Raw genomic sequence first — 20,031 nt, 5'->3', positions numbered from 1 at the left:
ATGGCGGAGACAGACGGTGGTCCGGTCGCCGAGGACGTTCGGCGACGCATCCTGGCGATGCTGGCCGCCGGACGACTGCGGCCCGGGTCTCGCCTCGGCTCCGAACGCGAGATGGCCGAGACCTTCGCGGTATCTCGTGCCACCCTGCGCAGCGCGCTGCTGCCGCTGAGTCGAGCGGGCATCATCGAACGTCGTGCCGGCCGGGCGGGCGGCACGTTCATCCGCTCGGACGTGGTCGAACGCAATGCGGCCGAACTGCTTCCGCTGCCGCGACGGCTCCAGTCCGGTGGACACACGAGTTCGTCGACGGTGCTGGGGACCGAACGGCGCCCGGCCACCGAGGACGAAGCCGCCGCGTTGGAGGTGTCGGCCGATTCGGAGGTGATCGTGGTGCGGCGACTGCGGTTCGCCGACGCCCACCCGCTGTCGGTGGAACGCGCGTGCTTCGTGGCCGACGACGCACCGGACCTACTCGAACAACCACTCGGCGGGTCGCTCTACGAGTTGCTACGGGTGCGGTACGGATTCGTGGTGGCCTCTGCCGCAGAAACATTCGAGGTGGTGCTGGCCAACCCGCGGGAGGCGGGATGGCTGCACATCCCCGTGCGTAGCCCGCTGGTGTCGGTGACCCGGGTGACCCGCGATCGTGGCGGTGTGCCGTTCGAATACGGCGTCGACGTGTTTCGCGCCGACCGGATTCGCATCGTGGCCACCACGTCGGCCACCGCGGTCGACGAGGAACTCACCGACGACGGCCGGGTGGTCCGGATCGTCCATCCCTGACCGTCGCATGCCCCCGGACCGTCGGCGCGGTCAGACCACGCTCAGTGCGTCGTCGAGGATCGCAAGTGCCTGCTTGGTCTCCGCGGCCGACACCGTGCACGGCGGGGTGAGGTGGAAACGGTTCATGTTCTGGAACAACAGGAGTCCGTTGCGCTGAGCCCGGTCGGCGATCGCCTTCATCGCCGCCGAACTGCCTCCGTAGGGTGCCAGCGGTTCACGGGTCGCACGGTCGGCGACGAGTTCCACCGCCCAGAACACCCCGAGCCCGCGGACGTCTCCGATCACCTCGTGTCGCGCGGCGAGTTCATCCAGGCCCGGCCCGAGCACCTCGGCGCCGATGCGTGCGGCGTTCTCCACGATGGCCTCGTCACGCATGGTCTCGATGGTGGCCACCGCGGCCGCGCAGGCGAGCGGGTGGCCGGAGTAGGTGAGGCCGCCGGGGTAGGGGCGGGTGGCGAACGCGTCGGCGATCGGCTCGGAGATGATGACGCCGCCGAGCGGCACGTATCCGGAGTTCACTCCCTTGGCGAACGTGATGAGATCGGGCACGGCGTCGAAATGGTCGAGCGCCAACCACTTTCCGGTGCGGCCGAATCCCGCCATCACCTCGTCGAGGATCATCACGATGCCGTGCCGGTCGCACAGCCGTCGCACACCGGCCAGATATCCGGGTGGCGGCGGCATGATCCCGGCCGTGCCGGGCACCGACTCGAGGATGATCGCGGCAAACGAGTCGGGTCCCTCGAAGTCGATCAGATCCGACAGGTGCGCGAGCGCGCGAGCGCATTCCTCCTCTTCGGTGGTGGCGTGAAAAGCGCTGCGGTAGAGAAAAGGTCCGAAGAAGTGGACGGAGCCCGCCGAGCCGTAGTCGTTGGGCCAGCGGCGTGGATCCCCGGTCAGGTTGATCGCCTGCTGGGTGCCGCCGTGGTAGCCGCGGAACGCCGACAGCGTCTTGTAGCGTCCGGTGGTCAGCCGCGCCATGCGGATCGCGTGTTCCACCGCGTCGGCGCCACCATTGGTGAAGAACACCTTGGTGAACCCTTCCGGGGCGATGTCGACGATCAGTTCGGCGGCCCGCGCGCGGGCGGCGTTGGCATGGGCGGGCGCCACCGTGCACAGGGTGGACGCCTGCTCGGCGATCGCGGCCACCACCCGCGGATGATTGTGGCCGATGTTGGTGAAGACCAGCTGGGACGAGAAGTCCAGCAACCGGTTTCCGTCGCCGTCGATCACGTGGCAGCCGTCGGCGCCGGTGATCACCAGGGGGTCGATCGTCGCCTGCGCCGACCAGGAGTGGAAGACGTGAGCCCTCTCGGTGGCGTAGATCTGGGCGGCGTCGGGATTGTGCGGTGCGGGCATGCCTCCATCGTCGCAGCAATCGGTCCCGCGTGCGTGGTCGTTCAGGCGAGTATCAGGCTGCGCTTGGCCAGACCCATCCAGAAGCCGTCGATCACCTGATCTCCGGGGCGTTGCGGATCGTCGCCGGCGCCGAGCGCGACGAACAGCGGCGCGAAGTGTCCGATCGTCGGATGCGCGTACGGCATTCCCGGTGCGCGGTGCCGGAAGTCGATGAGCGACTCCACATCTCCCGCGGCGAATCGCTCGTGCGCCCAGGCGTCGAACTCCTTCGACCAGGTGGGCGGGGTGGCCTCGGGCCGGGGGTCGGTGAGATAGGGCAGGCCGTGGGTGGTGAACCCCGATCCGATGATCAGCACACCTTCGTCGCGCAGCGGGGCGAGGCGGCGACCCAGGTCGAGCAGACGTGCCGGATCGAGTGTGGGCAGAGAGATCTGCAGCACCGGGATGTCGGCGTCGGGATACATGACGGTGAGCGGCACGTAGGCGCCGTGATCGAGTCGCCGGTGTGCGTCGTGGGCGATCGGTTCGCCGTCGGGCATCATCGACGCGACCCGCGAGGCGAGGTCGGCGGCGCCGGGCGACCAGTAGGTGGTGCGGTAGAAGCGTTCGGGGAATCCCCAGAAATCGTAGGTCAGCGGTGTGTCCGGATCGGTGGAGCCGATGGTCAGCGGTGCCGCCTCCCAATGCGCGGAGACCACCAGGATCGCCGTCGGACGGTCCAGGCTCGCCGACAGGTCGGTGAGCTGCTGCACCCACCGTGCACTGTCGACCAGCGGGGGAGCGCCGTGGCTGAGGAACAGGGGCGGCATACGGGCGGGATCGGGCTGCGACATGCACCAATGATACCAAATCGGACCACGGTCCGGTTACGGTTCGTCGATGTCGCGCTGCAGGTAGATGGTGTCGATCCACTGGTCATGTTTGAAGCCGATGTGCGGGGTCCGTCCGACAATGGTGAAACCGAACTTCTCATGCAGCGCCACCGAGGCCTCGCCGCCGGTCGCGGCGATCACCGCGACGATGCGTCGCACGGTGGCCGGGTCGACGGCGGCGATGAGTGCGGCCATCAACGCCGACCCGATGCCCCGGCCGCCGGTGCCCGGACGCAGATAGATCGTGTCCTCAACGGTGCGGTCGTAGGCCGACGGGCCGTCGAACGTGCGGAACGGGCCGAGGTAGGCGAAACCGGTCACCGTGGCGTCGGCGGAATCGAGCGCGACGAGAAAGGGGCGGCCCGCCGACACGATCCCGTCGAGTTTGCGCTCCCAGGCCTCGACGCCCGGGGCGACGTAGGCGAAGGTCGCCACGGTGTTGTCCACGTAGTGCCGGTAGATCTCGGCGACGGCCGGGCAGTCCGCGGCGGTGGCCTCACGAACGAGGACGTCGCCCGACGGGGGCGCGGAGGTGGCCATGGCGTCACCCTACGGCCGGGCACCTACAATTGCTCGGGTGTCGACGTCACCTGCCGCTCTCTCCGGGCTCGCCGCGCTGACCTGTACCGATTCCGCATTCACCGCTCTGGCAACCGCTGCCGCTGACGACACCGGCACCACGCGTCGCGACATCACCGCACCCGATGCGGCGCGCCCGTTCGCGGTGACCTGCCTGAGCCAGGCCGTCGACACCCCACTGCTCGTCGTGTCGGCCAACGGCCGCGAAGCCGACGACCTCACCGGCGAACTCCGCGAGCTCATCGGTGGCGATTCGGTCGGGGCCGACTCGGTGGCGCAGTTCCCCTCCTGGGAGACGCTGCCGCACGAACGACTCTCGCCGAGCGCCGAGGTGGTGGGGCAGCGACTGGCGGTGCTGCACCGCCTGGCCGAACCGGGCGACACCCCGCTGCGCGTGGTGGTCACCACCGTCCGCTCGCTGGTGCAGCCGATGGCCCCGGGCCTCGGCCACATCCGGACCATCGCCCTGCGGGAGGGCATCGAGATCGACTTCGACACGCTGCTCGCCGACCTGGTGGAGATGGCCTACGAGCGGGTCGACATGGTGGGCCGCCGAGGCGAGTTCGCGGTCCGCGGCGGCATCCTGGACGTGTTCCCCAACACCGCCGACTACCCCGTGCGAGTGGAGTTCTGGGGTGACGAGATCACCGAGATGCGGGCCTTCTCCGTGGCCGACCAGCGCAGTCAGCCCGAAGTGGACGCCTCGACCGTGCTCATCCACCCCTGCCGCGAACTGATCCTCACCCCCGCGGTGCGGGACCGGGCGAGCGCGCTGGCCGAGGTGCACGCCGGCGAACCCGCGCTGGCCGAGATGCTCACCAAGCTCGCCGAAGGCATTCCCGTCGCCGGGATGGAGGCGCTCATCCCCGCCCTGATCGACGGCGAGATGCAACTGCTCACCGAGGTGGTGCCCGACGGCACCCGCGTGCTGGTGCTCGACCCGGAGAAGGTCCGCACCCGCGCCGCCGACCTCGCCGCGACCGGTGCCGAGTTCCTCGAGGCGTCGTGGAACGCCGCCGCGATGGGCGCATCCGCCCCGGTCGACGCGCGCGGTGGCGCCCCGACCGGCAGCGCCATCGACCTTCAGGCCAGCGCCTACCGGTCACTCGATGATGTGGAGGCGGCCACACTGGCCGCAGGCCGCTCATGGTGGACGATGAGTCCGCTGGAATCGGGGTCGGGCGACGAACTCTCGCTCGACGTGAGCGCCGGACCCACGCCACGCGGCGACGAGGGCGAGATCGCCGCGGTGTTCGCCTCGCTGCGCGCCCACGTGAGCGCGGGCAACCCCGCCGCGATCGTGGTGGCGGGCAAGGGCACCGCGCAACGCGTCGGTGAGCGACTCGCCGACGCCGAGGTGCCGCACCACGTCGTCGAACCCGGAGCGCGGCCCGCGCCGGGTGTGGTCTCCATCCTCGGTGGTGCACTGCGCCACGGAATCGTCTGTCCCGCAGCGGGTCTGGTGGTGGTCACGGAAACCGACCTCACCGGCACCCGGATCGCGGGAGCGCGCGATGGCCGCCGGTTGCCGGCCAAGCGCCGCAACCAGGTGGATCCGCTCGCGCTCACCGCCGGCGACCTGGTGGTGCACGACCAGCACGGCATCGGCAAGTTCGTCGAGATGATCGAACGCACGGTGTCGGGGGCGCGACGCGAATACCTGGTCCTCGAGTACGCGGCGTCCAAACGCGGCCAGCCCGGCGACCGGCTCTACGTGCCCATGGACGCCCTCGATCAGCTCTCCCGCTACGTCGGCGGTGAACAGCCGTCGCTGTCGAAACTGGGCGGGTCGGATTGGCAGAACACCAAACGCAAGGCGCGCAAGGCGGTTCGTGAGATCGCCGGAGAACTCGTGCAGCTCTACGCCGCCCGGCACGCGGCGCCCGGCTACGCCTACAGTCCGGACACCCCGTGGCAGCGGGAGATGGAGGACGCCTTCGACTTCACCGAGACCGTCGACCAGCTCACCGTGATCGGCGAGGTGAAGGACGACATGGAAAAGCCCGTCCCGATGGACCGGGTGATCGTCGGCGACGTGGGGTACGGCAAGACCGAGATCGCGGTGCGCGCCGCCTTCAAAGCCGTCCAGGACGGCAAGCAGGTGGCCGTGCTCGTACCGACAACCATTCTGGCGCAACAGCATCTGCAGACCTTCACCGAGCGGATGGCCGGTTTCCCGGTGCGGATCGCCGGCCTGTCTCGGTTCACCGACGCCAAGGAGTCGCGCAAGATCATCGACGCGATGGCCGCCGGCGAGGTGGACGTGGTGATCGGCACCCACCGCCTGCTGCAGACCGGCATCACCTGGAAGGATCTTGGCCTGGTGATCGTCGACGAGGAACAGCGATTCGGGGTGGAACACAAGGAACACATCAAATCGCTGCGCACCCACGTCGACGTGCTGACCATGTCGGCCACCCCCATCCCACGGACGCTGGAGATGTCGATGGCGGGCATCCGCGAGATGTCCACCATCCTCACCCCACCCGAGGAACGCCACCCGGTGCTGACCTATGTCGGCGCGTACGCACCCAAGCAGGTGGCCGCGGCGATCCGGCGTGAACTGCTGCGCGACGGGCAGGTGTTCTACGTGCACAACCGTGTGTCGACGATCGACAAGACCGCCCGCGACATCGCCGCCATGGTGCCCGAGGCCAAAGTGGTGGTGGCGCACGGACAGATGAATGAGGACCAGCTCGAACGCACCGTGTCGGGGTTCTGGAACCGCGAATACGACGTGCTGGTGTGCACCACCATCATCGAGACCGGACTCGACATCTCCAACGCCAACACCCTCATCGTCGACCGCGCCGAGAACCTCGGCCTGTCCCAACTGCATCAGCTTCGCGGGCGCGTCGGCCGCAGCCGCGAACGCGGCTACGCCTATCTGCTCTACAGCGGCGAGAAGCCGCTCACCGAGACCGCCTACGACCGGCTGGCCACCATCGCCCAGAACAACGAGCTCGGCGCCGGAATGGCGGTGGCGCTCAAGGATCTTGAGCTGCGTGGTGCGGGCAATGTGCTCGGCGCCGAGCAGTCCGGTCACGTGGCAGGGGTGGGATTCGACCTCTATGTGCGGCTGGTGGGCGAGGCGGTGGAGGCCTACCGTGCGGCGGCCGACGGACAGCCGGTGTCGTCCACCGAGCCCGCCGAGGTGCGCATCGACCTGCCCGTCGACGCGCACATCCCCGTCGAATACGTCGACTCCGACCGGCTGCGACTGGAGGCCTACCGCAAACTCGCCTCGGCCACCGACGACGACGCCGTCGACGGTGTGCTGGCCGAGCTGACCGACCGCTACGGCGACCCGCCCGAGGAAACGCGTCGGCTGGCCGCCATCGCGAAGCTGCGGCTGCGTTGCCGGGAACGGGGCGTCACCGAAGTGGGATCGGTGGGCACCGGAGTCAAGATCTCGCCGCTGCACCTGCTCGACAGTGAACAGGTGCGCCTCAAACGCCTCTATTCCGCCGCCGGCTACCGCGCGACGACATCGGTTGTCACACTGCCCATTCCGCGTACCGGCGGGGTGGGTTCGGCACGGTTGCGCGACGACGAACTGATCGACTACCTCACCACCTTCCTCAAGGCACTCAAACCCGACCCGCAGGCGGGCGCGGCATGACGGTGGTGCTGCTCGACGCGCAACGGCCCGAGGTGATCCCACTCGCGGCTCGCGAGGTGCTGTCCGGCGTCGTGCTGGTGACCGAGGACGTGCCCACCTCGGTGCTGTGGGCGCTCGACCACTTCGAGGCGGCGACGCCCGAGTCGGATCCGTCGCGCACACTGGTGGGCACCGACCCCGAACATCCGTTGGTGCGGGCGCGGATTACGGACGGCGACACCGTGTTCGCGGTGCCCCGCGTCGCCGGCGAGGATCTCCTCGATGCGGTGGCGTTGATGAACACCCTGCGGCGCAACGGTCCGTGGGAATCAACCCAGACCCATGCGTCGCTGCGCCGGTATCTGCTCGAGGAGGTCTACGAACTGCTCGACGCGATCGACGCCGACGATCCGGTGAATCTGCGCGAAGAACTCGGCGATCTGTTGCTGCAGGTGCTCTTTCACGCGAGTATCGGTGCCGACGACCCGCGCGCGCCCTTCGACATCGACGCCGTGGCACGCAGTTTCACCGAGAAGGTGCGCCGGCGTACGCCCGGCGTGCTGTCCGGAGCCCACAGCGACCTCGAGACCCAGATCCGGGAATGGGAGGACCGCAAGGCCGCCGAGAAGCAGCGCGGCTCGGTGCTCGACGGCATCGCGACCACCGCACCGGCACTCGCCCTGACGCAGAAGGTTCTCGAACGCCTGACCGCGGCAGGCTACCCGGTGGAGACCATCGACCCGGCCGTGATCACCGTGACCGTGACGCCGGGCGACGACAGCGTGGAGGTGGCCGCCCGTGAACGCACGCTGCGCCTGATGGCGCACGTGCGGTCGGCCGAACAGCGCGCGAAGGACGGGGGCGTCGTGCTCGACTCGCCCGATGCGTGGAGCGCGGTCCTCGACGAGGGCTGAGGTCCCACCGACCCGGCTGCAACCGTCTGCGTGTCCGTGAGGCTCCGGGGTGTCGGTGACGCCCCGGGGCACCCTCCGCGACGTGGGTAAACGGCGGGTGCATCATGGAAAGATGGCTTTCGACGACGCGCCCGCCCGCTCCGGCGATTCCGTCCCCGCCCCCGAGAACGTGATCCTGGTGCACTGGCACGACCTGGGGCGTCACCTCGCGTGTTACGGCGCCGACGGCGTGGAGAGCCCGCACATGGACGCCCTGGCCGCCGCCGGTATCCGGTTCACCGACGCCCACTCCACCGCGCCACTGTGCTCGCCGGCGCGTGGATCGCTGTTCACCGGGCAGTATCCGCACCGCAACGGACTCGTCGGCCTCGCCCACCACGGATTCGAATACCGCGACGGCGTCCGCACCCTGCCGTCGGTGCTCGCCGACGCGGGCTACCGGACCGTGCTGTTCGGCATGCAGCACGAGAGTGCCGACCCGGAGACCCTCGGTTTCGACACCGTCGACGTCTCCGATTCGCGCTGCGACTACGTGGTCGCCGAGTCGCAGCGGTGGCTGCGCCGATATGCCGATCGCGGCGAGACCCGGCCGTTCTTCCTCACCGCCGGATTCTTCGAGACGCACCGGCCCTACCCGGCCGACGAGTACACCCCCGCGGACACGCGCAGCATCGACGTTCCGGAGTTCCTCCCCGACACCAGCGACGTCCGTGACGACCTCGCCGGCCTCCACGGCAGCATCACCAAGGCCGACGCGGCGGTCGGTCGCCTGCTCGACACCGTGGCGTCGCTGGGACTCGAGCGCACCACCTGGATCGTCTTCGTCACCGACCACGGACTCGCGTTCCCGCGCGCCAAATCGACGTTGTACGCCGAGGGCACCGGTGTTGCGCTGATCGTGCGGCCCCCGACCGCCCGCGAGATCGCGCCCCGCGTCTACGACGACCTGTTCTCCGGCGTGGATCTCGCACCGACGGTTCTCGACCTGTTGGGGGTACCCGCACCGGCCGGCATCGACGGCATCTCACATGCGGTCGAACTCACCCGCGACGCCCAGAACCCGGCGCGTGCGGAGGTCTTCACCGAGAAGACCTATCACGATGCCTACGACCCCATCCGGGCCGTTCGCACCAAGAGGCACAGCTACATCGAGAACTATGCGCACCGGCCCGCCCTGCTGTTGCCGCTCGACATCGCCGACAGTTCGTCGGCACGCTCGATCGACCCCGAGGAGATGCGCATCCCGCGCGCCGCGGTGGAACTGTACGACCTTCGTCACGATCCGACAGAGCAGAACAATCTGGCCGACGATCCCGCCTACGCCGCGGTGCGCGCCGAACTCGCGAAACGCCTCGCGCAGTGGCGTGCGGTCACCGGGGACTCGCTGCCCGACGAAGCGGCGGGGACCGCGGTGGCCGAAGAGTTCATGCACCGCTTCCACCAGCGCGCCGAAGGCATCGAGCCTGATGAGGAGGCGCTGCCGTCGCGGCGCCCGCTCGGCGTCTCGCGCGAGCTGTCCGGCGAACTGCAGGGCGGCGACATCGACGACGAGGCACGCGAATCGGCCCGTGAGATCGAGGCCCGCACCCGCGCGCGACTCTGAGCCCCCACGCGAATCACATCGGTGCGCCGTTGTAAAGGTTTACCCCGTCGTTGCGTCTAAAATACCAGGTTGCGCGCCGTTTTCGGCTCGTTAGACTGACCCGGTGCCGCCAGTCGACAATTACCTCGTGTGCGCAAGTCAGCGCAGCGGAAGCACGCTGCTCGTGGAGTCCCTCGCGGCCACCGGAGTAGCGGGAACACCGGAGGAGTTCTTCCAGTACTTCACGTCGTCGTCGCTGTCGCCGCAGCCCAGGGAATGGTTCGCCGGCGTCGACGACCCGGAGATTCTCGACCTGCTCGACGACATCGACCCCGGCCGGCCGGACGATCGCGACTTTCGCCGGTGGCGCTCGGACGTCCTGGCAGCCGGACGCGGCGCCAACGGGGTGTGGGGCGGCAAGCTGATGTGGAATCAGACGCCGCTGCTCATCGCCCGCACGCGGGTGGGGTCCGGTTCGCTGCGTACCGCGATCCGCGAGATCCTCGGCGACGATCCGTTGTTCGTGCATGTCTATCGTGAAGATGTTGTGGGACAAGCGGTCTCGATGTGGCGCGCGGTGCAGACCCGGATCTGGCGCGACGGCGGCGGGCACGGCACGCACGACCGCGCCGTGTACAACGCCCGCGGGATCGCGCATCTCGCCACGATTCTCCTCGACGAGGAGCGCCACTGGCGAGCCTGGTTCGAGGCCGAGGACATCAGCCCGATCGACGTCGAATTCGGACAGCTGGTCAAGGATCCGACAGGTACCACCGCCCGCGTGTTGAGCGCGCTGGGACAAGATCCCGCGCTCGCCCCCACGCCACCCACCAAACCCCAGTCGAATTCGCGGTCCAAGCAATGGGCGCAGCGATACCGTGAGGACGCCACCCGGAACGGATATCCGCAATGACCACAGAACTCACCGCCCCCGACCGGGCGAACACCGCCGATCGCGTCACCGCCCTGCGCGCGCTGGAGGCGGAGTCGGTCCACATCATTCGTGAGGTGGCCGCCGAACTCGAACGGCCCGTCCTGCTGTTCTCCGGCGGCAAGGACTCCATCGTGCTGCTCCGACTCGCGGAAAAGGCGTTTCGGCCCTCGCCGTTGCCGTTCCCGGTGATGCACGTGGACACCGGCCACAACTTCGACGAGGTGATCGAGTTCCGTGACCGCCGTGTTGCGCCGACCGACGACAATCCCGACGGCATCAAACTCATCGTCGCCTCGGTGCCCGACGCGATCGCCGCGGGACGCATCGCCGAATCCACCGATCCGTCGGGGTCACGCAATCGCCTGCAGACCCGCGTGCTTCTCGATGCGTTGGAGGCGAACGGATTCGACGCCGCTTTCGGTGGGGCACGCCGCGACGAGGATCGTGCGCGCGCCAAGGAACGCGTGTTCAGTTTCCGTGACGAGTTCGGGCAGTGGGACCCGCGGGCCCAGCGGCCCGAGCCCTGGTCGCTGTACAACGGTCGTATCCGCCGGGGCGAGTCGGTGCGGGTGTTCCCGCTGTCGAACTGGACCGAGGTCGACATCTGGCGCTACATCGAACTGGAGAACCTCGAACTGCCGTCGATCTATTATGCGGCGCAACGTGAGGTGTTCGACCGCGACGGCATCCTGCTGACGGTGTCGCCGTATTCGCAACCGGATTCGGCCGACGACGTGCACACCGAATGGGTCCGTTATCGCACCGTCGGCGATCTCACCATCACCGGTGCGGTGCGTTCGCGGGCCACCACCATCCCCGAGATCATCGACGAGATCAGCGCGGCCACCGTCTCCGAACGTGGCGAGACCCGCGCCGACGACCGAACGTCGTCGGCGGCGATGGAGGACCGGAAACGAGAGGGCTACTTCTGATGACCGCGACCGCCACACCCGACACCTCCGGCACCGATGTCGCGGGTGCCCGAGCACAGCGGCAGATCCTGCGGATGGCCACCGCGGGCAGTGTGGACGACGGCAAGTCGACCCTGATCGGGCGCATCCTGCACGACACGGGTTCGCTGCCCACCGATCATCTCGCCGGGGTGACGTCCGAGGAGGGCGACGTCGACCTGGCCGCCCTCTCCGACGGGCTGCGGGCCGAACGCGAACAGGGCATCACCATCGACGTGGCCTATCGGTTCTTCTCCAGCGACACACGCAACTACGTGCTCGCCGACACCCCCGGTCACGAGCGGTACACGCGCAACACGTTCACCGGGGCGTCCAATGCGCACGTGGCGGTGCTGCTGGTGGACGCCCGCAAGGGACTGCTGCGGCAGACCCGGCGGCATGCGCGGATCGCCACCCTGGTCGGCGTGCCGCACATCGTCGCCGCGGTGAACAAGATCGACCTGGTGGACTTCTCCGCCGAACGGTTCGCCGAACTTCAGGCCGACCTCGCCGAGCTCGCGGTCAACGTCGGCGCCGACGAGATCACCGCGATCCCGGTGGCCGCCAAACTCGGCGACAACGTGGTCCATCGCTCGGCCAACACGCCGTGGTACACCGGCCCGACACTGCTGGAGTATCTCGAGGGCATCGAACTGCACGCACCGAATCCGGTCGCTCGCGAACTGCGCCTGCCGGTGCAGTGGGTGTCGCGGCCTGGTCCGGACGGCAAACGCAACTACACCGGCAGGGTTGCGGCGGGCACGCTGCGGGTCGGCGACCCGGTGGTGGTGTTGCCGTCGGGATCGCGGAGCACGGTCACCGCGCTCGACACCCTCGACCCCGACCGGGATGTCGCGGTGGCGCCGCTGTCGGTGTCGGTGCAGCTCGCCGACGACATCGACGTGGGCCGCGGCGACGTGTTCGTCAGTGGGGCCGACGACGCGCACCTGCCCGTCCTCGCGCGAGAACTGTCGGCGACGGTGTGCTGGATGTCGGAGACGCCACTGCATGCCGGCGACCGGGTGGCCCTCAAACAGGGCGCCTCGACCGTCCGGGCGACGGTGCAATCACTCGAACGCCGCCTCGATCCGGAATCGCTGCTCGAGCAGGTGGGTCCATCGGAGTTGGGGCTCAACGACATCGGCACCGTCACGCTGCGCACCTCCTCGGTGGTGGTGGCCGACCCATATGTGTCCAATCGCAGCACCGGCGCATTCATCCTGATCGACGAGGCGTCCAACGACACCGTCGGCGCGGGCACCATTCTCGAACCGCGAGAGGTGATTCCGGGCAAGGCGACCCGCAACGACATCAAGTGGCATCCGAGTGCGCTCAGCCGCCACGAGCGGTGGACCAAGACCGGTCAGCGCGGTGCCACCGTGTGGCTCACCGGGTTGCCCGCGTCGGGCAAGTCCACGGTCGCCGTGGCACTGGAGCGCGAACTGGTGAACCGCGCCCGGGTGGCGTACCTGCTCGACGGGGACAACATCCGTCACGGCATCTCCGACGACCTGGGGTTCTCGCCGGGCGATCGGGCCGAGAACATCCGTCGGGTGGGGCATCTGGCACGTCTGTTCGCCGACGCCGGGGTGATCGCGATCGCCTCGATGGTCTCGCCGTTACGGTCCGACCGCGACATCGCGCGTGAACTCCATCAGGCCGCCGACCTCGAGTTCATCGAGGTGCACGTGTCCACACCGGTCACCGAGTGTGAACGCCGCGATCCCAAAGGCCTCTACGAACGCGCCCGCCGCGGCGAACTCAAGGGACTCACCGGGATCGACGCGCCATACGAGAAGCCCGAAGCCCCGGATCTGCGTTTCGACACCACCGGCGCCGACATCGAGGAACTCGCTGGCAGGATCGTCGCCGAACTCGTCGCCCGCGGCATCCTCGACCAACCCGACTCGGGTACTCGCCACGCCGAGTAGGCTGACTCCTCGCCGGCCACGGGTCTGCTCAGTCCTGGTATCCGAACATCTTCTTGCCGTACCAGTCACCGATCTTCGACAACCCCGGCGGGACGGCGAACAAGGAACTGGAGATGGGGGAGATGTACTCGTTCAGCCCGTCCTGCGCGAGGTTGTTCTGGATGCGCACAAACTGCTCGTGGGCGTTCTTCTGGTACGCCATGAAGAATAGCCCGGCCGCGAGAGTGCCTGTGCGGGTGTCGATTCCATCGGTGTAGTTGTAACCGCGGCGCAGCAGTTGCGCCCCGCCGTTGTTATCGGGATGTGCCAGCCGCACGTGGGAGAAGCGATCCACCGCGAACTTGCCGTCGCCCAGTTTCTTGTGGAAGTCGATGGTGGAGAACTCGCCGCCGCCCGACAGGGGGGCGCCGGAGTCCTTGGCGCGTCCGAAGATCAGTTCCTGATCGGTGATGTCGTCGGAATCCCACGCCTCGATGTGCATGCGGATCTTGCGGGTGACGAGGTAGCTGCCGCCCTTCATCCACGGCTGGTCGGTTTCCTCGCCGACCCACACCCACTGCTGCGCGACGGGGGGATCCTCGGCCTTGATGTTCGCGGTGCCGTCCTTGAATCCCATCAGGTTTCGCGGGGTCACCTGGGTGGTCGAGGTGGCCGAGGCGCGTCCGAATCCCTCTTGTAGCCACCGCATGGTGACGGCGCTGCGGCCGATCCGCGCGAGGTTGCGCACCGCGTGAAAGGCGACCTGCGGATCCTCCGAGCAGGCCTGCACGCAGATGTCCCCACCGCTGATCGCCGGGTCGATGGTGGTGTCGACCGCCAACTGTCCCAACGGTTTCAGGGCGGCGGGCATCTTGCCCGCCAGGCCGAGACGCTCGTCGAAGAACGTCGGCCCGAACCCGACCGTCACGGTGAGTCGATGCGGACCGAGGTCGAACGCCTCACCGGTGTCGGCCGGCGGTGATCCGGGCCGGGACTCGACCGGTCCGACGGGTTTGCCCTGGGTCAGCAGGCTGGCCGCGGCGGCCCAGCGGGCCAGCATCACCTCCACCGCGTCGACGGTCACCCCGTCCTTGAGATCGAAGGTCGCGAACACCAGCGAATTCTGTTGCCGGGTGATGATTCCCGCCTGGTGTTCACCGTAGAACGGCACCGCCTCGTCGCCGCCGTCGGAATTGTCGGCCGTGACGGCCGCGGTGATCCCGGCGCCGGCGGCACCACCGACCGCCAGCCCCGCACCCGCGATCCCCGCCCCGGTGAGGAATCTTCTGCGGTTGACTCCCCGCTTGGGCGGCTGGTCGGGTGCGGTGTCCGGCGTGTCGGTGGTGCTCATCGGGCTGGGTGACTCTCTCGATCTCGTTGTTGCCGTGCGCGGATCAGCTTGCCGCGGCGATCTTTCCGCCGGCCTGGGCCAGCGGGTCCTTGACGGCGATGATGGCTGCGGCCATCTCGCGGCGCTGCTGCTCGGACACCTGGTCGAACGGCTTGAATCCGCCGGGCGCGTTGGGGTCCCGGAACGAATCGACCAGCGAGTTCACCTTGTCGAAGGCCTGCTGGATCGTCGTGGCCAGTTGTGGATCGATCTGGGTGAGGGCGGGCTTGACGATCTCGAACGCCTGCTGGCTGCCCTCGATGTTGGCCTGCATGTCGACGAAGTCGATGTGCGAGTACGCCTCTTCCTCGCCGGTGAGTTTGGAGGTGGACACCTCGTCGAGCAGATCGCCGGCACCGTTGATGATGTCGGCGGGTTTCACCTCGAAGCTCGGTTCGTTGACGAGTCTCTTGAGGTCGGAGACGTTGCGCTGCAGCGTTTCTGCCACCGGCACCATGCCGTCGAGGTTGTTGTCGACCCACAGTTGCTTCTCGATGACGTGGAAGCCCTCCCAGGTGTCGCCGGGGCCCAGCGCGTCGGGTCGGGCATCGATCGCGACGTCGAGGTTGACCGCGTTGTTGTTCGAGCAGTCCGCGGCACCGTTGGCGCAGAACGCGCCGGCGATCGGTTCGATCCGTTCGTAGTAGGGGCGGGCCCGCACGTACGCCTCCTTGGCAGCGGCGACATCACCCGCCTTGACCGCGGTGACGAGCTGATTCGTCGCGTCGTTGAGGCTGTTGACCTGGGTGATGACGTACTGTTTGTACTCGTTGGCGGCCGCCTTGAGCTGGTCGGCGACGGTGCCCGACGCCTGCGCCGCCTTGCCGGTGACGGTGAAGGTGGTCTTCTCGTTGGTCGCGCCCGGGCAGTACAGCTGGTAGGTGCCGCCATCGAGTTTGTGCGAGAACGAGGTGGCGGCCATGCCCGGCGCGATGTTCTCGCGTTCGGCGAGGATCTTGCCGTCCTGGAGGAGTTCCACCTCGCTGACGGCGGCGGCATTGGTGTTGCTGATCTCGAAGGTGATGGGTCCGGCGGCCACCTTGTCGGGGGTGACCTTGCACCCGTCGTTGGTCATCTCGACCTTGACGGTCTTCGCTTCACTGGAGGACGACGAATCGTCGGAGCCATTCGAACAACCGGCGAGTCCGGCGATGGTCAGCGTGGCGACGCCGGCCGCGACGAGTGGTCCAGCCCTCATTGGGTTCTCTCCTTTGTGCGAGCGGCGTCATCCGACGTCGCTGATGGTGAAACTCTGGGTGGCGGGGTGCGCCGCCGGCCGACGCCGAGCGCGAGTGCTGCGATCACACCCAGCACCACGGCGGCGACGAGCAACGCCACCGGTGCGACGACGCCGCGCGTGTGATGAGCCGTGCGCTGGTCGGAGGCCCGCCCGATGGCGGCGACGGTGTCGGCGTCGGCGGCCTGCTCGGCGTCGAACTGGGCCACCTTGCCCAGTACCACCGCCGAGCCGCGCTCGGGTGTCACCGTCGCGGTCACCACGTAGTGCACGCGCGCGGCCACGGGGGCACCGAAGGTGCGCTCGGCGTCCACCCCGACTGTTGCGGTGACCGAGTAGATGACCGGCGCCGAGGCCCCGAAGGTCTGCGGATTGAGGCCGACCGGCAGCCTGCCGTCGTTGGCCGCCACGATCTGGGCGGGGGAGACGCGCACCGGTGCATCGGGCACGAGGGCGGAGATGTCGATGTCGGGGCTGACGAGTTGCTCGTAACCGGTGGTGCTCAGGCCGCCGACGCTGTCGTTGCCGGTGCTCTGCAGCGCGGGCAACCCGGTGCGCACCGTACCGCTGGTCAGCGTGCCCTGCGCCGTGTCCCCCGCGGCGGACTCCAGCGTGACCGCCACCGGCGACGGAGAGGTGAGGGTTCGGCCGGCGAGCAGGCCCGAGGTGGTGGCGGTGCCGACCGGAACAGCGGTCACCGTGTTCGACGGTGCCTGCGCCTGACCGGGGGCGGTGGCGAAAACGATGACGGCGCTCAGCGCGAGAACGGCCGAGGTGGCGGCCGCGCCGAGACCCACCGCACGCCGCGGGAACGGCTTGCCCGCGGGCCACAGGACCACCGCGCCGACCACGATCAGGTAGATCGCCCAGCCGAGCACCTCGATGAGCACCGGCTTGGGCTGGATGCCCAGCACTCCGGTGAGCAGCGAGGACTGGATGGAGCCGGGCTGCACCAGCCAGGTGAGGTCGACCACCTGCTGTTGTCCGAAATTGACCCACCCGGCCTCGTGCGCGGTACGGAACGCGGTCATCACCAGGCCGGCGGCCACCAGCGCCAGCAGCAGTCCGGTGACCTTGAAGAATCGGGCCAGGTTCAGGTGCACTCCACCGCGATAGATCCCGTAACCCAGCGCCACCGCGATACCGATACCGATGATCGCGCCGGCGGCCGACGGGATCGCGTTGTGGCTGGCGTTGAACGCCGCCACCAGGAACACCGAGGTCTCCAGACCCTCACGGAGCACCGCGAGGAACGCCATCATCACGAAGGCGATGGCCGAACCCTCGTTCATGGCGTCCGACGCGGCGGCCTCCAGATCGCCTTTGAGGTCGCGGGCATGCTGACGCATCCAGACGATCATGTAGGTGACCATCGCGACGGCGATCACGCCGATGACGGTTTCGAGCGCCTCCTGCTGGCGTTGCGGAAGATCGCGCGAGAGCAGTTCGAGTCCGATCGCCACCGCGACACAGATCGCGACCGCCACCACCACGCCGACCCACATCCACCGCAGCGCATCGGCGCGACCCTGCCGTTTGAGGAAGGCAGCGATGATCCCGACGATCAGTGCGGCCTCGAGCCCCTCCCGCAGGCCGATGATGAGGGTGGCGAACATTCGACTCCGGTCTATGGGTTGCGCAGCCTCGCCTAATTTCGGCGGAAAACGAATTAAGGCTACGCTGCCCTATCCCAAACCACCAAGGGACCAATGGCACCATGGTGGGCGATGACTCACGCTCGACGGGCTCTGGCCTCACTCTTCGCTCTCACCTGCATCGCAGTGAGCAGCTCGGCATGCCTGAATCTGCCCACCCTCAAGCGCCCCGACATTCCCGATGGCATCCCGCCCGGCGCCGGCGCACCCACGCCCTACGTCGACGTCAATGCGCCCGGGCGCACCGCCGACCTCTTCGACGCCTGGGCACGCCCCATCGCGGAGTCGACGGGCATTCCGTTCATCGCGATGGAGGCCTACGGCAATGCCGCCGAGATCCAGCGGCAACAGCATCCCGAATGCGGGATCGCCTGGACCACGCTCGCCGGGATAGCGGCGGTGGAGAGCAAACACGGCACCCACCGGGGCACCACGATCGCACCCAACGGCGACACGTCGCCGCCGATCCGCGGCGTGCCCCTCGACGGCACCCGCGGCAACCTGGAGATCCCCGACACCGACCACGGTGCCCTCGACGGGGATGCCATCCACGACCGTGCGATGGGTCCGTTCCAGTTCATCCCGGAGACCTGGCGGCGGTACGGCGTGGATGCGAACGGCGACGGTCGCGCCGACCCGGACAACATCGACGACGCCGCGTTGTCGGCGGCACGGTATCTGTGTGTCTCGTCCGGTGGCGACATGACCACCCCGCGCGGATGGGAGAAGGCGGTGCGCGTCTACAACAACTCGATGGCCTACGTGATCGACGTCCGCGATCACGCCAACGCGTATTCGATCAACGTCCGCTATTGACCTCCCCGACCCACCCCGTTCACCCGCGATGGCCGTTGGGCGGCGATGTGCCGGAATGGGGGACGCACTTGGCGGGTGTGCGTCGCCCGCACCGACTAGGCTTTCTTCCGTACCCGGCGGCGAGGTGCCGCCGACACGTCGACCGATAGGGGCGAAACCGTGGCAATCATCGAACAGGTTGGGGCACGCGAGATTCTCGACTCGCGTGGTAATCCGACCGTCGAGGTCGAGGTCGTGCTGGATGACGGCACGTTCACGCGGGCAGCCGTGCCGTCCGGCGCGTCGACCGGCGAACACGAGGCCGTGGAGTTGCGCGACGGCGGCGAACGCTACGGCGGCAAAGGCGTCACCAAGGCTGTCGAGGGTGTGCTCAGCGAGCTCGCGCCTGCGGTGATCGGTATCGAGGCCGAGGAGCAGCGCCTCGTCGATCAGGCCCTCATCGACTGCGACGGCACGCCGGACAAGAGCCGGATCGGCGCCAACGCCATCCTCGGTGTGTCCCTCGCGGTGGCCAAGGGCGCGGCCGAATCGGCCGGTCTGCCGCTGTTCCGCTACATCGGCGGACCCAACGCGCACATCCTTCCGGTGCCCTGCCTGAACATCATCAACGGCGGCGAGCACGCCGACAACGGCATCGATTTCCAGGAGTTCATGATCTCGCCGATCGGCGCACCCACCTTCAAGGAGGCCCTGCGCTGCGGCGCCGAGGTGTATCACGCGCTGAAGTCGGTGCTCGCCAAGCAGGGCATGAACACCGCGCTCGGTGACGAGGGCGGCTTCGCGCCGGACCTGCCGAACACCGATGCGGCCATCGCGGCGGTCGGCGAGGCCGTGGCCAAGGCGGGCTACGACTTCGGCAAGGACGTGGTGATCGCGCTCGACGCCGCGGCCACCGAGTTCTACAGCGACGGCGTGTACGCGCTGGAGGGCAAGAAGCTCAGCAGCGACGAGATGATCCCGTTCTACGAGAAGCTGATCGCCGACTTCCCGATCGTCTCGATCGAAGATGGCCTCGCCGAGGACGACTGGGACGGATGGGCCAAGCTCACCGAGGCCATCGGCGACAAGGTGCAACTCGTCGGCGACGACCTGTTCGTGACCAACCCCGAACGCCTCGAAGAGGGCATCTCCAAGGGCATCGCGAACGCTCTGCTGGTGAAGGTGAACCAGATCGGCACGCTCACCGAGACCCTCGACGCGGTGGCCCTGGCGCACAACAACAGCTACAAGACGATGATGAGTCACCGGTCGGGTGAGACCGAGGACACCACCATCGCCGACCTCGCGGTGGCATGTGCCTGCGGTCAGATCAAGACCGGCGCGCCGGCCCGCAGCGAGCGGGTGGCCAAGTACAACCAGCTGCTGCGGATCGAAGAGGGCCTCGGCGACGCGGCACGCTATGCGGGAGACCTCGCCTTCCCGCGATTCTCGTTTGGTTCGTGATTAGCT

Annotated in this window: 15 protein-coding genes; 9 read left to right on the top strand and 6 right to left on the bottom strand. The window is 68.3% G+C overall.

Annotation, left to right across the window (positions count from 1 at the left end; genetic code table 11):
- Entirely contained in the window at positions 1-783 is a 783-nt protein-coding gene (locus ACWDTD_RS18415; RefSeq protein WP_449748580.1) for a GntR family transcriptional regulator, read from the top strand.
- 30 nt (positions 784-813) lie between these two features.
- Here ACWDTD_RS18415 and ACWDTD_RS18410 read toward each other — a convergent pair whose 3' ends face one another.
- From ACWDTD_RS18410 to ACWDTD_RS18400, 3 genes are read right to left on the bottom strand one after another with little or no spacing between them, the layout of a single operon-like run.
- Positions 814-2,142 carry an aminotransferase class III-fold pyridoxal phosphate-dependent enzyme gene (locus ACWDTD_RS18410; protein ID WP_449748579.1) on the bottom strand — a complete coding sequence of 443 codons (1,329 nt, stop codon included), beginning with the start codon at positions 2,140-2,142 and terminating at the stop codon, positions 814-816.
- A 41-nt stretch (positions 2,143-2,183) separates the two neighbouring features.
- Positions 2,184-2,975, bottom strand: a complete 792-nt coding sequence (locus ACWDTD_RS18405) for a dioxygenase family protein (RefSeq protein WP_449748578.1) — start codon at positions 2,973-2,975, stop codon at positions 2,184-2,186.
- 33 nt (positions 2,976-3,008) lie between these two features.
- Positions 3,009-3,554 (bottom strand): N-acetyltransferase family protein, encoded by a 546-nt coding sequence (locus ACWDTD_RS18400; protein ID WP_449748577.1) that lies wholly within the window; start codon positions 3,552-3,554, stop codon positions 3,009-3,011.
- On the opposite strand from ACWDTD_RS18400, the gene mfd reads away from it, so the two are divergent.
- From mfd to cysC, 6 genes are all read left to right on the top strand, one after another.
- Positions 3,553-7,215, top strand: coding sequence for a transcription-repair coupling factor (gene mfd / locus ACWDTD_RS18395; RefSeq protein WP_449748576.1), 3,663 nt, complete (start codon positions 3,553-3,555; stop codon positions 7,213-7,215). The two genes, ACWDTD_RS18400 and mfd, sit on opposite strands and share 2 nt — an antisense overlap.
- Positions 7,212-8,108: a MazG family protein gene (locus tag ACWDTD_RS18390; protein WP_449748575.1), complete on the top strand. Its 897-nt coding sequence runs from the start codon at positions 7,212-7,214 to the stop codon at positions 8,106-8,108. Before mfd ends, ACWDTD_RS18390 begins: the two co-directional genes overlap by 4 nt.
- Before the next feature lie 112 nt (positions 8,109-8,220).
- Positions 8,221-9,711: a sulfatase family protein gene (locus ACWDTD_RS18385; RefSeq protein ID WP_449748574.1), complete on the top strand. Its 1,491-nt coding sequence runs from the start codon at positions 8,221-8,223 to the stop codon at positions 9,709-9,711.
- A gap of 103 nt (positions 9,712-9,814) precedes the next feature.
- On the top strand, positions 9,815-10,603 hold the full coding sequence (gene stf0 / locus ACWDTD_RS18380) for a trehalose 2-sulfotransferase (RefSeq protein WP_449748573.1): 789 nt from the start codon (positions 9,815-9,817) through the stop codon (positions 10,601-10,603).
- A complete protein-coding gene (cysD, locus tag ACWDTD_RS18375) occupies positions 10,600-11,556 on the top strand; it encodes a sulfate adenylyltransferase subunit CysD (protein ID WP_449748572.1) in 957 nt (318 codons plus the stop codon). The genes stf0 and cysD overlap by 4 nt, the downstream gene beginning before the upstream one ends.
- The gene (cysC, locus tag ACWDTD_RS18370) at positions 11,556-13,505 is read left to right on the top strand and encodes an adenylyl-sulfate kinase (RefSeq protein WP_449748571.1); all 1,950 of its coding nucleotides are present in this window, start codon (positions 11,556-11,558) and stop codon (positions 13,503-13,505) included. Before cysD ends, cysC begins: the two co-directional genes overlap by 1 nt.
- A 28-nt stretch (positions 13,506-13,533) precedes the next feature.
- Here the strand turns inward: cysC and efeB are convergent, their stop codons facing one another.
- The 3 genes from efeB to efeU are packed head-to-tail and all read right to left on the bottom strand — an operon-like array spanning position 13,534 to position 17,727.
- Positions 13,534-14,835, bottom strand: coding sequence for an iron uptake transporter deferrochelatase/peroxidase subunit (gene efeB / locus ACWDTD_RS18365; protein WP_449748570.1), 1,302 nt, complete (start codon positions 14,833-14,835; stop codon positions 13,534-13,536).
- A 43-nt stretch (positions 14,836-14,878) separates the two neighbouring features.
- Positions 14,879-16,072 carry an iron uptake system protein EfeO gene (efeO, locus tag ACWDTD_RS18360; RefSeq protein WP_449748569.1) on the bottom strand — a complete coding sequence of 398 codons (1,194 nt, stop codon included), beginning with the start codon at positions 16,070-16,072 and terminating at the stop codon, positions 14,879-14,881.
- Complete coding sequence (gene efeU / locus ACWDTD_RS18355; protein WP_449748568.1) at positions 16,069-17,727, bottom strand: iron uptake transporter permease EfeU; 1,659 nt, start codon at positions 17,725-17,727, stop codon at positions 16,069-16,071. The genes efeO and efeU overlap by 4 nt, the downstream gene beginning before the upstream one ends.
- A 111-nt stretch (positions 17,728-17,838) precedes the next feature.
- Between efeU and ACWDTD_RS18350 the strand changes: the two genes are divergently transcribed.
- Together ACWDTD_RS18350 and eno are read left to right on the top strand one after the other, a co-directional pair.
- On the top strand, positions 17,839-18,582 hold the full coding sequence (locus ACWDTD_RS18350) for a lytic transglycosylase domain-containing protein (RefSeq protein WP_449748567.1): 744 nt from the start codon (positions 17,839-17,841) through the stop codon (positions 18,580-18,582).
- Positions 18,583-18,741: 159 nt separating this feature from the next.
- Positions 18,742-20,025, top strand: a complete 1,284-nt coding sequence (eno, locus tag ACWDTD_RS18345) for a phosphopyruvate hydratase (protein WP_449748566.1) — start codon at positions 18,742-18,744, stop codon at positions 20,023-20,025.
- Positions 20,026-20,031 lie beyond the last annotated feature (6 nt).

This window comes from Gordonia sp. NPDC003425, assembly GCF_053588635.1.
Note: the sequence above shows the minus strand (reverse complement) of the source record. Positions and strands in the feature narration are given on the sequence as shown.

What these genes read in the sequence shown, in the direction of transcription:
- ACWDTD_RS18385 (WP_449748574.1), top strand. Translation starts at nt 8,221, where the DNA reads ATGGCTTTCGACGACGCGCCCGCCCGCTCCGGCGATTCCGTCCCCGCC.
- cysD (WP_449748572.1), top strand. Translation starts at nt 10,600, where the DNA reads ATGACCACAGAACTCACCGCCCCCGACCGGGCGAACACCGCCGATCGC.
- ACWDTD_RS18400 (WP_449748577.1), bottom strand. Translation starts at nt 3,554, where the DNA reads ATGGCCACCTCCGCGCCCCCGTCGGGCGACGTCCTCGTTCGTGAGGCC.
- ACWDTD_RS18390 (WP_449748575.1), top strand. Translation starts at nt 7,212, where the DNA reads ATGACGGTGGTGCTGCTCGACGCGCAACGGCCCGAGGTGATCCCACTC.
- ACWDTD_RS18350 (WP_449748567.1), top strand. Translation starts at nt 17,839, where the DNA reads ATGACTCACGCTCGACGGGCTCTGGCCTCACTCTTCGCTCTCACCTGC.
- ACWDTD_RS18405 (WP_449748578.1), bottom strand. Translation starts at nt 2,975, where the DNA reads ATGTCGCAGCCCGATCCCGCCCGTATGCCGCCCCTGTTCCTCAGCCAC.
- ACWDTD_RS18410 (WP_449748579.1), bottom strand. Translation starts at nt 2,142, where the DNA reads ATGCCCGCACCGCACAATCCCGACGCCGCCCAGATCTACGCCACCGAG.
- efeB (WP_449748570.1), bottom strand. Translation starts at nt 14,835, where the DNA reads ATGAGCACCACCGACACGCCGGACACCGCACCCGACCAGCCGCCCAAG.
- ACWDTD_RS18415 (WP_449748580.1), top strand. Translation starts at nt 1, where the DNA reads ATGGCGGAGACAGACGGTGGTCCGGTCGCCGAGGACGTTCGGCGACGC.
- efeU (WP_449748568.1), bottom strand. Translation starts at nt 17,727, where the DNA reads ATGTTCGCCACCCTCATCATCGGCCTGCGGGAGGGGCTCGAGGCCGCA.
- cysC (WP_449748571.1), top strand. Translation starts at nt 11,556, where the DNA reads ATGACCGCGACCGCCACACCCGACACCTCCGGCACCGATGTCGCGGGT.
- efeO (WP_449748569.1), bottom strand. Translation starts at nt 16,072, where the DNA reads ATGAGGGCTGGACCACTCGTCGCGGCCGGCGTCGCCACGCTGACCATC.
- mfd (WP_449748576.1), top strand. Translation starts at nt 3,553, where the DNA reads ATGGCGTCACCCTACGGCCGGGCACCTACAATTGCTCGGGTGTCGACG.